Below are 12,611 nucleotides of genomic sequence, written 5' to 3' on the forward strand. Positions count from 1 at the left end.
CGGCGTCAATCCTGCGCAAGAGCGCATGCACCCTCAGGTTCAATAGACGATCGTGGCGCGCAGCAGCGTCGCGTTGACCCTGTCGCCTTCGTCCGGGCCGGCGGTCACCTCGGTATAGGTGTGGCTCGCGGTGAAGCGCAGCACATCGGTCGGATACCAGTTGAGGATCGCGGTGCCGGCGATCTCGGCGCCCCCGTCCTCGGCGTCGGTCAGGTCCAGCCCGTCCAGCCGCGCGCCGATCTCGAAGGCGCCAATGCCGCCCTTCGACACGGAATGGGCCGGCTTCACCCGCTCGAACTGGCCTTCCTTCGCCTCATAGACGCGGTGGTCGTCGGTCAGGAACAGGAGCGCGGAGAGATAGCCGCCATGCAGGGTCGCTTCGCCGCCGTCGCGCGCCTCGACGCGGCTCACCGTGTATTCGCTCTGGAGCGTGAAGCGGCCGAGCGTCGCGGCCAGCTCCGCGTTCGCCGACAGGAGCTTGGCCGAGCCCGTGAAGTCGCCGGTGGAGATGGGCGAGGCGGCGACGAGATCGGTGCCTGTGCCGCCGGAGAAGGAAAGCGGCTCCTGCCGGTCGAAGCCGCCGGCAAGGCCAAGACCGAGATGCACCGCGTCCTCGCCCTCCATCCAGGGCGCATAGGTGGCGCGGGCGCCGAGCGTCACGCCATCGTCGAAGGGCTGGGCGTTGATGTCGCCGCCGAATACGCCGGCCTGAAAGCTCCAGCGATCGCCCCCCATCAGCGCCACGACGCCCACCGCGTCGGCCAGTTGCAGCGTCGAGTTTAGCCCGTCCTCGGCGAAGGTGGCCGAGCGGCTGCCCATGATGTTCTGCAGCGAGAAGGGCACGTCCTGATAACCGGCCTGAACGGTCAGGGCCTCGGAAATCTTGTAGTTGAGATAGGCGTAGGTGACGGCTTCCTCTTCCCAATTGGCGAAGTCGAGCGTCAGCCGGCCGCCGAAATCGTCATAGGCGAAGTCGGCATAGAGACGCCCGCGCCGGACCTCGCCATTGCGCCGGTCTTCCGGAGCGACGAGATCGTCCGGCGAGGAGGAGGCCCAGCCGCCGTCGAACTGCACGTAGGGCGACAGGCGGAGGTAGCGATCCTGCGTGCCGATCTCGGGCGCGGTTTCCAGGCGCTCGGCCAGCGAGGCCTCGCCGCGCTCCCCGGCCGAGGCGGTGGCGACAATCGGCGGAAGGGGGAGGGCCAGGCAGGCGAGAACCAGGGCAGCGCGCGACATGATCGTCTTCCTTCGCATGGAGGAAAACTCGTGGCAGCGGGACGCGTCACATGCCAGTGCCGCCAGGCCACAGGGCGGCGGCAAAGCCGGTGAGCGCGCCCGAACGAAAAGGCCCGGCGCCTTGGGAGCGCCGGGCCTTGGATCCAGGCGGGAGAACGGCTCGGCTCAGGCGAACTCGCCCCGGCGCGGCGTCGCCATGAGCGCGATCGCCGTGATGACGGCTGCGGCCGAAAGGTAGTAGCCGACAGCCGCGAGGCCGTGGTCGGTGGCAAGGCGCGTCGCGAGATAGGGGGCCAGCGAGGCGCCGACGATGCCGCCGAAATTAAAGGTCAGCGAAGCGCCGGTGTAGCGCACCGCCGTCGGGAAGAGATCCGACAGCGCCGTGCCGAGCGGGCCGTAGGTCATGCCCATCAGCGCGAAGCCGACGATCTGGAAGGCGATGACGCTGCCGACCGTCCCCGCGCCGAAGAGCGGGTGGAACAGGAAGCCGAACAGGCCGATGCCGAGCGTCGCGAGGAGGAGGGTCGTGCGCGAGCCGATCCTGTCCGCCATCACCGCCGAAACGGGAATGGCGAGGCCGAAGAAGACGACGCCGAGCATCTGGATCGGCAGGAAGCTGGAGCGGCTGTAGCCCAGCGCCGACGTGCCCCAGGACAGGACGAAGGTCGTCATCAGGTAGAACAGGACGAAGGTGGCGAGCGCGGCGAAGGTGCCGGCCAGAAGCCGGCCCTTGTGCTCGGCGAAAACCGAGAGCAGCGGAACCTTGACCCGCTCGTGCCGCTCCACAGCCTTCTGGAAAGCCGGCGTCTCGTGGATCTTCAGGCGGACCCAGAGGCCGACGAACACCAGAAGCGCCGAGGCGATGAAGGGAATGCGCCAGCCGAACTGGAAGAACTGCTCGTCGGTCAGCACGTCCGACAGGATCAGGAACGAGCCCGTGGCGCAGATGAAGCCGATCGGCGCGCCGAGTTGCGGGAACATGCCGTACCAGGCGCGCTTGCCGGGAGGGGCGTTCTCAGTGGCGAGCAGCACCGCGCCGCCCCATTCGCCGCCGAGCCCGAGGCCCTGGCCGAGGCGGCAGAGCGCCAGGAGCAGCGGCGCGAGGACGCCGGCGGAGGCATAGGTCGGAAGCAGGCCGATCGCCACAGTGGACAGGCCCATGGTCATGAGCGCGGCGACGAGCGTCGCCTTGCGCCCGACCCGATCCCCGAAATGGCCGAAGATCGCCGCGCCGATGGGGCGGGCGAAGAAGGCGATGGCGAAGGTGGCGAAGCTCTGCAGCGTCGCGGAGGTCGCGTCGGACCCCGGGAAGAAGAGCTTGGGAAATACGAGAACCGCCGCCGTCGCGTAGATGTAGAAATCGAAGAATTCGATCGTGGTGCCGATGAGGCTGGCGAACAGGACGCGCGCGCGAGAATTGGCGGGTGCGCCCTCGGAAGGGGAAGCGGGAACGGCGGACAAGGCACGGGCTTTCAGTGGGACCAGGAAGCGTAACGCAGGGTACGCGTTGCGGGAGTAACTGACGTTACGCCCGCTTGCAAGCCGAAACACCAAGCCAGACTTGCAAAACATCGGAGCGGCGGCTCTGCCCCCGACAAACGAACGGCCGAACCGACGCGAGGTCGATCCGGCCGAAATCTCTATCTAGCTGGGAAGGGACGAGGGTCAGGGCACGAGAAGCGTGCCGGCCCCGTGCTCGGTCAGGAGCTCCAGCAGCACGGCATGGAGCACCTTGCCGTTCAGGATCACGACACCCTCGACGCCGCGATCCAGCGCCTCGATGCAGGTCTCAACCTTGGGGATCATGCCGCCCGAGATCGTGCCGTCCTTGATCAGGGCGCGCGCCTCGCCGACCGAGAGTTCCTTGATGAGCTGGCCGTTCTTGTCGAGAACGCCCGGCACGTCGGTCAGGAACAGGAGCCGCGCGGCCTTCACCGCGCCGGCGATGGCGCCGGCGAACGTGTCGGCGTTGATGTTGTAGGTCGAGCCGTCGCGGCCTGGCGCCACCGGCGCGATCACGGGGATCATCTCGGAGCGGGCGAGAAGGTCGAGCAGCGTGCGATCGACCTCCACCGGCTCGCCGACGAAGCCGAGATCGAGAACGCGCTCGATGTTGGAGTCGGGATCGACGACCGTCTTCGTGGCCTTCTCGGCGAAGACCATGTTGCCGTCCTTGCCGCACAGGCCGATCGCCCATTCGCCTTCGGCGTTGATGAGCGCGACGATCTCCTTGTTGATGGAGCCGGCCAGAACCATCTCGACGATCTCGACCGTGCGCTGGTCGGTGACGCGAAGCCCGTGCTCAAAGCGCGATTCGATGCCCATCTTCTCGAGCATGCGGCCGATCTGCGGCCCGCCGCCATGCACGACGATGGGGTTTATGCCGGACTGCTTGAGCAGGGCGATGTCGCGGGCGAAGGCGCGGCCGAGCTTGGCGTCGCCCATGGCATGGCCGCCATATTTCACCACGACCGTCTTGTTCTCGTAGGCCTGCATGTAGGGCAGCGCCTCGGCAAGGACGCTGGCCTGGTTCTGGGGCTGATCGGACATGGCAACTCCTTAGCCTGCAAGGGCCTGACATTCGGCCGCTTCCTAGCTCAGGACCGCGCCCGAACAAAGGGCAGAGCGTTGCCGCATTGCAAAAAACCTCGGCCGGGGCTTCGTCCGGCCAAGGTCGCCGACAAGGCGCAGCTCAGGCCTCAACGCGGCTCTGCGCGCTGGCCTTGGCGATGGCCTTGTCGAGATCGCTCATGTCGTAAGGCTTCAGGAGCAGCGCGGTGTTGGCGGCGAAGCTCTCGATCCCCGGCACGTGCCGATCGCCCGTGGCGAAGACGATGCCGATGCGTGGGCGGGAGGCCACCGCGCGCCGGGCGAGATCGGGGCCGGACATGCCGGGCAGGTTCACGTCCGTCACGAGCACGTCCACCGGCGCGGTTTCGAGGGCGACCAGCGCGTCCTCCGCGCTGCCCGCTTCCACCACGACATGGCCGAGATCCTTCATCATGTCGGCCGTGTTCATGCGGATCAGCGCGTCGTCCTCCACGAAGAGCACGGTGCAGGGCTTGAAGTGGCGCGGGCCGGGCTGCTCGGCCGGGCCTTGCGAGGACACGGCACCGGGGGCGGAGGCGCGCTGGACGAGCGGCTCCCCGGCGAGCGCGGGGCTGGCGATGTCGGGCCGGCGCTGGTTCTTCTGGGCGCGGTTGGCCAGGACGTGGCGGAACTTCCGCGCCAGCGCTTCCCGCGTATAGGGCTTGGACAGAAGCTCGACGCCCGAGTCCAGCCGCCCGCCATGCACGATGGAGTTCTCGGTGTAGCCGGAGGTGAAGAGAACCGCGAGATCGGGCAAGCGCTCCTTGGCCTTGCGGGCCAGTTCCGGGCTCTTCAGCTTGCCGGGCATCACGACGTCGGTGAACAGGATGTCGAGCGGGATGCCGCTTTCCACGACGTTCAGCGCCGACTGCGCATCCACGGCCTTCAGCACGCGGTAGCCGAGATCGGTCAGCATCTCCACCACGGTGGCGCGAACCTCGTCGTCGTCCTCCACCACGAGAACGGTTTCCGTACCGCCCGAGATCGGGCCGGTGTCGATCGCGACCTCGACATCCTCGGCCTGTTCGGCGCGGGGCAGATAGAGCTTGATCGTGGTGCCGTGGTCGACCTCGGAATAGATCTTCACGTGGCCGCCGGACTGCTTGACGAAGCCGTAGACCATGGAAAGGCCAAGGCCGGAGCCCTTGCCCTCGGCCTTGGTGGAGAAGAAGGGCTCGAAGACCTTCTCGATGATGTCGGCGCTCATGCCGCAGCCGGTGTCGCTCACCGCCAGCATGACATATTGGCCCGGCGTCACCTCGGCATGGGTGCGGGCATAGGTGTCGTCCAGCGAGGCGTTGCCGAGTTCGATCGTCAGCTTGCCCTGGCCCTCCATCGCGTCGCGCGCGTTGATGGCCAGATTCAGGAGCGCGTTCTCGATCTGCGTCGGATCGATGAACGTGTTCCACAAGCCGCCGCCCACCACGGTCTCGATCTCGATCCCTTCGCCCAGCGCCCGGCGCAGCATGTCGTCCATGCCGCGCACGAAGCGCGTCACGTTGACGACCTTGGGCTCCAGCGCCTGCCGGCGGCCGAAGGCGAGAAGCTGCGAGGCGAGCTTGGAGCCACGCGCCACGCCCGCCAGCGCGTTGCCGATACGCCGTTCGGCCCGCTCGTTGCCGGTGAGATCGCGCAGGAGAAGCTGAAGATTGCCGGACACGACCTGAAGCAGGTTGTTGAAGTCGTGCGCCACGCCGCCGGTGAGCTTGCCGATCGTTTCCAGCTTCTGCGACTGGGCGAGCGCCACCTGCGCCTGCCGGCGCTCCTCCAGCGCCTCGATCACGCGGCTTTCCAGCGTCTCGTTCAACTGGCGAAGCTGCTCCTCGGCGCGCTGGCGGTGGCGCACCTGCCGCTCCAGCATCTCGGCGTGCTCGCGCAGCGAATCCTCGTAGGCGCGCACGTCCTCGACATCGGTGTGGACGCCGACCCATTCGCGCAGCGTGCCCTTCTCGTCGAAGGTCGGCACGGCGCGCACGGCGAAGCGGCGATAGTCCCCGCCCGCCACGAGGACGCGGTGCTCGTGAACGAAGGTCTGTCCGCTGTCCACCGCCTCCTGCCAGGCCGCGATGGAGGCCGGCACGTCTTCGGGATGCACGGCCTTGGACCAGCCGAAGCCCTGATAGTCGGCATAGGTCTGGCCGGTCAGGCGACCCCAGCCGGGCTGCTCGCCGACCATGCGCCCGTCGGCGCTGTTGGTCCAGATCGTGCCGTGGATGGCGTCCATCGCCGCGCGGAAGCGCTGGTTGGAACGGAAGGTCTCGCGCTCGGCGACGACCCGGTCGGTCTTTTCCAGAACCGTGCAGAGCACGCCGCCGATGCCGCCGTCCTGGTTTCGGATGGGCGTGTAGAACAGGTCGAAATACACGTCCTCCGGCTCGCCGTGGCGGCGCAGCTGCAAGACCTGATCGGTGTAGGACTGGATCTCGCCCCGGAAGCCGGCCTCCAGGACGCGGCTGTTCCAATCCCAGATTTCGGGCCACACCTCGGCCACGCGCCCGCCGAAGGCGCGAGGATGATAGCCGCCGGCGACCTCGATATAGGGATCGTTGTAGATCATCACATGATCCGGCCCCCACATAAGGACCTTGGCCACCGGCGAATCCACCACCGTGTCCACGGCCATGGTCAGCCGCTCGGGCCAGCTCTCGCGCGGACCGAGCGAGGTGGTCGACCAGTCGAACCCTTCCAGCAGGCGTCGCGTTTCCGTCTCGTAGGGAACGGCGCGGCTCGTGACGGGATCGGCCATGGAAGAGGCTTCCTTCATGTGGGATCAACGGCAAGTCGAATGGCCATCTGGAATGGCGTTAAAATGTGACGATCACAAGCCGTTTGAAGACACAAGGGCGGACAAACTATCTGTCCGCCCTCCGATTTTATTGCTCGCGGCCCCTTAGGCCAGAAGCCCGCGCGCGGCGAGATTGCGCATCAGGGCCGCAAGGCCGAAGCGCCAGGGCGGCGCCTTGTCGGTGTGGGTCACGGTGTTGGTGAGCGTGCCGAGGCGCGGCGAGCCGATGCTGACGCGGTCTCCCAGCTTGTGCGTGAAGCCCTTTCCTGGGGCGTCGCGATCCTCCACCGGGGCGAACAGCGTGCCGAGAAACAGCATCATCCCGTCGGGATATTGGTGATGGGGGCCGAGCGCCTGGGCGACGAGATCGGCCGGGTCGCGGCTGATCTCGCGCATGGAGGAGAAGCCCTCCATGCGGTATCCGTCGCCCGCGCCCTCGACGGTCAGCGTCAGTTCGGCGGCGCGCACGTCGTCCAGCGTGAAGCCGGCGTCGAACAGGCGGATGAAGGGGCCGATCGAGCAGGAGGCGTTGTTGTCCTTGGCCTTGCCCAGAAGCAGCGCCGAGCGCCCTTCGACATCGCGCAGGTTCACGTCGTTGCCGAGCGTCGCGCCCCGGATTTGCCCAAGAGAATTGACCGCGAGCACCACTTCCGGCTCGGGATTGTTCCATTCGGAGGAGGGCAGGATGCCGACCTCGGCGCCGTGGCCGACGCTGGCGAGCACGGGCGCCTTGGTGAAGACCTCGGCGTCCGGCCCGATGCCGACCTCGAGATATTGCGACCAGTATCCGCGCTCCTGCAGGATGCGCTTCACCTCGGCCGACTTTGGCGAACCCGGCACGACGTCGGCCAGCGCACCGCCGATCACCGAGCCGATCTCGCCGCGAATGGCGTTGGCCTGTGCGAAGTCGCCCTTGGCGCGCTCCTCGATCACGCGCTCCACCATGGAGCGGGCGAAGGTGACGCCGCAGGCCTTCACGGCCTGAAGATCGCAAGGCGCGAGCAGAACGGGGCCGTCGCCGCCGGATTCGCTTGCCGCCAGAACCTCGGCGAGGTTCCAGGACCGGCCGCCCTCTGCCCCGCGCAGCCGGGCGGCCGGGTCGGCCTCTTCCAGAAGCTGCGAAACGGTCGGCGCTGCGGCGGACACGTCCACCAGCCGATCTCCCCTGACATGGACCACGGCCGGGCCGCCGATCTCGGGGTCGAACAGGCGGCCGACCAGAAGGGCGTCGCCGGCATCCACCGGCAGGGGAGAAGAAGGGCTCATCGATCACTCTCGTCTGCTGCGCCGCGGTTGCGCCTCCCTCCCGGAATCGCTTGGCCAGCGGCGGGAAACAGGGGAACGACGGATCGCGCCCGAGCGCAAGCGAAAGCCATGCTGCGCTGCGGCATCGCCCGCCGGTTTCCCTCCCGGCGATCTCTGCTACTTCCCTCGGCTGAGAGCCGCGCGGGCGGAGATGTTGGGAGAGTTGGCCGATGACGTCTGGATTGTTCGACCTGTCCGGGCGGCTGGCGCTCGTCACCGGCTCCAGCAAGGGGATCGGCCTCGCGCTCGCCCAAGGTCTGGCCGAGCACGGGGCGCGCATCCTGCTCAACGGGCGGGACGCGGCTCGGTTGGCCGAGGCGCGGGACGGTCTGGCCTCCGCCGGCATTGAGGCGGAAACGCTTGCCTTCGACGTGTCGGACCCCGCCGCCGTGGAGGCGGGCTTTGCCGAGTTGGAGCAGCGCTTCGGCGCGCTGGACATTCTCGTCAACAACGCCGGAATGCAGCACCGCGCGCCTTTGGACGAGTTCCCCGTGGAACGCTGGAGCGAGATGTTCCGCGTCAATGTCGACTCGGCCTTTCTGTCGGCCCGCGCGGCGGCGCGGGGCATGATCGCTCGCGGGCGCGGCAAGATCATCAACATCGCCTCGGTGCAGAGCGAACTCGCCCGGCCCGGCATCGCCCCCTACACGGCCACCAAGGGCGCCATTCGCCAGCTGACGCGCGGCATGGCGGCGGACTGGGCGCGCCACGGGCTGCAATGCAACGCCATCGCGCCCGGCTATTTCGAGACGGAGCTGAACCGGGCGCTGGTGGAGGACGCCGAATTCAGCGCTTGGCTCGCCAAGCGCACGCCGGCCGGGCGCTGGGGCCGGGTGGAAGAGTTGGTCGGCGCGGCGGTGTTCCTCGCCTCCGACGCCGCCTCCTTCGTCAACGGCCACACGCTCTATGTCGACGGGGGCATAACCACGTCGCTTTGACGCGACTCCCAGGCGCGGCGTCGCCTCGCCTGGGAGCGCGGGGCAAGTCAGGAGGCGATGCTCTTTTCGCCGTCCAGCCGACCTTCGCGAAGACCCTTGGCGAGGCCGATGTCGGTCGGCAGCAGGGGCAGAAGGCAGGCCTGGAGCGCGTGGTAGAGATCGGGCTTGCCGGCGAAGGGCTCCGGCTTGGGGCGGTTGTCGGGGCCGAGCTGCGGGTGCCAGCCGCCATGGCGGCGGTCGATCAGGTAAAGCGCCGAGAAGTCCCAGATGCGGCGATACCAGTCTTCGTAGAAGGCCTCGCCCGTCACGCCGCGAAGGGCCGCCGCCGCCGCGATGCCCTCGCAGGCCGGCCACCAGTAGCGGTCCGCGATGCGCGCCTGCCCGTCCCAGCCGAGCGTATAGTAGAAGCCGCCGCGCTCGCCGTCCCACCCGTCGGCCACGGCCTGCGCGAAGAGGGAGCGGGCGGATTCCAGCATCCAGTCGCTCGCGCGCCCTTCCAGCTCCCAGAGCTGTACCAGAAGCCGCGCCCATTCCAGCCAATGGCCGGGCGTCGTGCCGAAGGGGCGGAAGATCGGGTTGCCGTCATAGGCGCGGTCGACCTGCCAGTCCGTCGTGAAATGCTCCGGCAGGTGCCAGCCGTTGGCGCGGGCATGGCGATTGACCACGAGATCGGCGATGCGATGCGCCTTCTCCAGATAGGCCCGCTCGCCCGTCGCCTCGAAGGCGGCCATCAGGGCCTCCGTCAGGTGCATGTTGGAGTTCTGGCCGCGATAGGTGTCGAAAGGCCGCCAGTCGCGCGTGAACTCCTCGGCGGAGGCGCCGTGCGCCTCTTCCCAGAAGCGCGTGTCGAGAATCTCCGTCACGTCGGCGAGCAGCCGGCCGGCGTCGGGATGGCCGGCCAGCAGCGCGCTGGAGGCGGCGAGCAGCACGAAGGCATGGCCATAGGCCTGCTTCTTGTCGTCCACGAAGCCGGACGGGCCGAAGCTCCAGGCGTAGCCGCCATGCTGGGCGTCGCGATGGCGCTCCCACAGGGCGCGCATGCCGTGATCGACGATCGCATCGGCGCCGGGCCGGCCCTGAAGGCTGGCCAGCGCGAAGCAATGCACGAGGCGGGTCGTGGTGTGGAGTTCGGTGGTGCCGTCGCTGGCCAGCGGTCGCCCGTCGGTGTCGGGCACCGCGATGGAGCCGGAGGGGCCGAGGCTCGCCGCCTCGAAAAAGCGGAACAGGTCGTCCGCCTCGCGCAGGAGCCATTGCCGATGCGCCCCCCGCATCACCCAAGGCTTCACCGAATCGTGATTGTTCGCCATCGCTCGCTCTCCCCCTTCTCGCGCCCCACATCCCTTGAGCGCCTGCGTTTCCCTCCGCTAGCGAAGCCCGGCGCGGAAGGCCAGAGCGACGTTTGGCAGACCCTCGTTTTGCCGATCCGGCGCGTTCCGATCCATGCAGGAATAGAAGGTATTGCATGGCAGCCATGCGAAACCGAGCTTGCTCAATTGCGCCGCAACATGGTTATGTGGCGTTGCATTGTTTCCTCCCAGATACCTTGCATTCTTAGCCCACTCGGTCCTCCCCCGAGTGGGCTTTTTCTTTTTCCGTGGATGAAGCGGATTTCCCTGTCCCTGGAAACACCTCGCGCACCGACCTTCGCTATCGTCGGCTCGAACCGGCATCTTAGCATCGCGCAAGCGCCGGCCACTGCGAGTGGGGGAGGGGTTTATGCGGATCGAGACCTTGGTGACGATCTTCGTCCATGGCACGGCCTTGGCCATGCTTCTGGCGGCAGGTTGGGTGGGGCTGGCGCTGTTTCTGCCCTGACGTTTTTCCCACGTACCGCAGGGAAGTCCGGCTCGAAGCGGGCCTCAGAGTCGCGAGCCGGCGGCGACGGAAGCAAGGCGAGTTTGGGAAATCCTAACCTCAACATTTCGCAGCTGCGAAATGAATGTTTCCCACTGGCCTTTCCTTAACCCGTTTCGGCGACTCCTGGCCTTGCATTTCGAGGGCACACAACGCGTCACAGGAGTATCGAGATATGCGTATGACGGTTGGCAGGAAGCTTTTCCTGCTCATGGCCTTCGCGATCGCCATCGCCATCGGCTATGCCGGTGTTCAGCTCTGGACCTTGCGCGATCAGCTCTGGGCCGATCGGGCCGACCTTCTCAAGGCGCAGATCGACGCCTCGCTCTCGACCATGGCCTCGCTTCAGGCCCGTGTGGATGCCGGCGAGCTGACCGTCGAGGAAGCGCAGAAGACAGCGCGCGCCGTTCTGCGGCCCATCCGCTTCGGCGGCGACAATTATCTCGTCAGCTTCGACTCCAAGGGCATCCGCACGATCTTCCCCAAGGCCGAGCAGGAAGGCGAAAGCGGCTGGGAGCGGCGCGACGGGAACGGCGTGTACCTCAACCAAGAGATGATCCGGCGCGGCATGGAAGGCGGCGGCTACACCAGCTATTCCACCAAGCGGCTCGGCGGCACGGAAGACGTGCCGAAATACGCCTATTCCGCCTATTTCAAGCCTTGGGACTGGGTCATTGCCACGGGCGTCTATGTCGACGACATCCAGGTCGTTCTGCGCCAGCGTATGATCGAGGCGGCCTGCTGGCTGGCGGGCATGGCGCTTCTGATGGCGATCGGCGGCTTTCTCGTCACGCGCAACATCACGCGTCGCCTGTCCGGTTCGGTCGCGGTGGCCGAGGCGATCGGCCGAGGCGACCTGTCGCAGCGGATCGAGCCCAAGGGCTCGGACGAGATCGGCGATCTCCAGCGCGCCATGACGGCGATGAACGCCAAGCTGCGCGAGATCGTGGGCGAGGTGTCCAGTTCGGCCGCCATGGTGGCCACGGGCTCCGGCCAGTCGGCCGCCACGGCCGAGTCCCTTTCCTCCGGCTCCACCGAGCAGGCGGCGGCCAGCGAGGAATCGTCCGCCGCCGTGGAGCAGATGACGGCCAACATCCGCCAGACCGCCGACAACGCCGCCACCACGGAGAAGATCGCGGCCCAGGCGGCGCGCCATGCCGCCGAAAGCGGCGCGGCCGTGGTTCAGTCCACCGAGGCGATGCGCAGCATCGCCGAGAAGATCGCCGTGGTGCAGGAGATCGCGCGCCAGACAGACTTGCTTGCGCTCAACGCGGCGATCGAGGCCGCGCGCGCCGGGCAGCATGGCAAGGGCTTTGCCGTGGTGGCCTCCGAGGTCCGCAAACTTGCCGAGCGCAGCCAGATCGCCGCCGCCGAGATCGGCACCTTGTCCACGTCCACGCTGGTGGTCGCCGAAGGCGCGCAGGTGAAGCTCGCCGCGCTGCTGCCCGATATCCAGCGCACGGCCGAGCTCGTCCTGGAGATTTCGGCCGCTTGCCGCGAGCAGTCGATCGGCGCCGAGCAGATCAACCAGGCGATCACGCAGCTCGATCAAGTCACGCAGTCCACCGCCAGCGCGGCGACGCAGATGGCGGCGACCTCCGAACAGCTCTCGGGCGAGGCACGGCGCCTGGCCGAGCGGGCCTCGTTCTTCAAGCTCGGCGAAATCCGCTCCGCTGCGTCGACCGCCCCCGCCGCGCCAGCCTCCGCGAAGGTGGCACCCGCTCCGGTCAAGGCCCAGCCGGCTCCCGGTCCGCGCGCCGCCAAGCCGCAGCCCGCCCCGGCGCCTCGCTCGAATGCACCATCCGGCTTCGATCTCGATCTGGAGGACGGCGGCTTCGAGCGGCTCAGCGCCTGAGAGGCCATGACTTGAATAAAAAGGCCGGCTCGCGAGAGCCGGCCTTTTT

The 12,611-nt window shown here is 67.7% G+C and carries 8 protein-coding genes; 2 read left to right on the forward strand and 6 right to left on the reverse strand.

Annotation, left to right across the window (positions count from 1 at the left end; all coding sequences use genetic code 11):
- Positions 1-39 precede the first annotated feature (39 nt).
- The 5 genes from M673_RS04615 to M673_RS04635 form a co-directional block, all read right to left on the reverse strand.
- Complete coding sequence (locus M673_RS04615; RefSeq protein ID WP_061973977.1) at positions 40-1,236, reverse strand: OprO/OprP family phosphate-selective porin; 1,197 nt, start codon at positions 1,234-1,236, stop codon at positions 40-42.
- A gap of 165 nt (positions 1,237-1,401) precedes the next feature.
- Positions 1,402-2,697 (reverse strand): MFS transporter, encoded by a 1,296-nt coding sequence (locus M673_RS04620; protein ID WP_061973979.1) that lies wholly within the window; start codon positions 2,695-2,697, stop codon positions 1,402-1,404.
- 204 nt (positions 2,698-2,901) lie between these two features.
- A complete protein-coding gene (argB, locus tag M673_RS04625; RefSeq protein ID WP_061973981.1) occupies positions 2,902-3,786 on the reverse strand; it encodes an acetylglutamate kinase in 885 nt (294 codons plus the stop codon).
- 142 nt (positions 3,787-3,928) lie between these two features.
- Positions 3,929-6,571 (reverse strand): response regulator, encoded by a 2,643-nt coding sequence (locus tag M673_RS04630; protein ID WP_061973983.1) that lies wholly within the window; start codon positions 6,569-6,571, stop codon positions 3,929-3,931.
- Between the two features lie 144 nt (positions 6,572-6,715).
- On the reverse strand, positions 6,716-7,876 hold the full coding sequence (locus tag M673_RS04635; protein WP_061973985.1) for a fumarylacetoacetate hydrolase family protein: 1,161 nt from the start codon (positions 7,874-7,876) through the stop codon (positions 6,716-6,718).
- 209 nt (positions 7,877-8,085) lie between these two features.
- On the opposite strand from M673_RS04635, the gene M673_RS04640 reads away from it, so the two are divergent.
- Positions 8,086-8,853: an SDR family oxidoreductase gene (locus M673_RS04640; RefSeq protein ID WP_061973987.1), complete on the forward strand. Its 768-nt coding sequence runs from the start codon at positions 8,086-8,088 to the stop codon at positions 8,851-8,853.
- Positions 8,854-8,900: 47 nt separating this feature from the next.
- Here the strand turns inward: M673_RS04640 and M673_RS04645 are convergent, their stop codons facing one another.
- Positions 8,901-10,160, reverse strand: coding sequence for an AGE family epimerase/isomerase (locus tag M673_RS04645; RefSeq protein ID WP_061973989.1), 1,260 nt, complete (start codon positions 10,158-10,160; stop codon positions 8,901-8,903).
- A gap of 722 nt (positions 10,161-10,882) precedes the next feature.
- Here M673_RS04645 and M673_RS04650 point away from each other — a divergent pair.
- Positions 10,883-12,562 (forward strand): methyl-accepting chemotaxis protein, encoded by a 1,680-nt coding sequence (locus M673_RS04650; RefSeq protein WP_244493091.1) that lies wholly within the window; start codon positions 10,883-10,885, stop codon positions 12,560-12,562.
- Positions 12,563-12,611: the final 49 nt, after the last annotated feature.

The organism is Aureimonas sp. AU20 (assembly GCF_001442755.1).
GTDB lineage: Bacteria > Pseudomonadota > Alphaproteobacteria > Rhizobiales > Rhizobiaceae > Aureimonas.

Bases quoted from the DNA above. Each gene is read 5' to 3' on its own strand.
- M673_RS04650 (WP_244493091.1), top strand. From the start codon at position 10,883: ATGCGTATGACGGTTGGCAGGAAGCTTTTCCTGCTCATGGCCTTCGCG.
- M673_RS04640 (WP_061973987.1), top strand. From the start codon at position 8,086: ATGACGTCTGGATTGTTCGACCTGTCCGGGCGGCTGGCGCTCGTCACC.
- M673_RS04645 (WP_061973989.1), bottom strand. From the start codon at position 10,160: ATGGCGAACAATCACGATTCGGTGAAGCCTTGGGTGATGCGGGGGGCG.
- argB (WP_061973981.1), bottom strand. From the start codon at position 3,786: ATGTCCGATCAGCCCCAGAACCAGGCCAGCGTCCTTGCCGAGGCGCTG.
- M673_RS04615 (WP_061973977.1), bottom strand. From the start codon at position 1,236: ATGTCGCGCGCTGCCCTGGTTCTCGCCTGCCTGGCCCTCCCCCTTCCG.
- M673_RS04635 (WP_061973985.1), bottom strand. From the start codon at position 7,876: ATGAGCCCTTCTTCTCCCCTGCCGGTGGATGCCGGCGACGCCCTTCTG.
- M673_RS04630 (WP_061973983.1), bottom strand. From the start codon at position 6,571: ATGGCCGATCCCGTCACGAGCCGCGCCGTTCCCTACGAGACGGAAACG.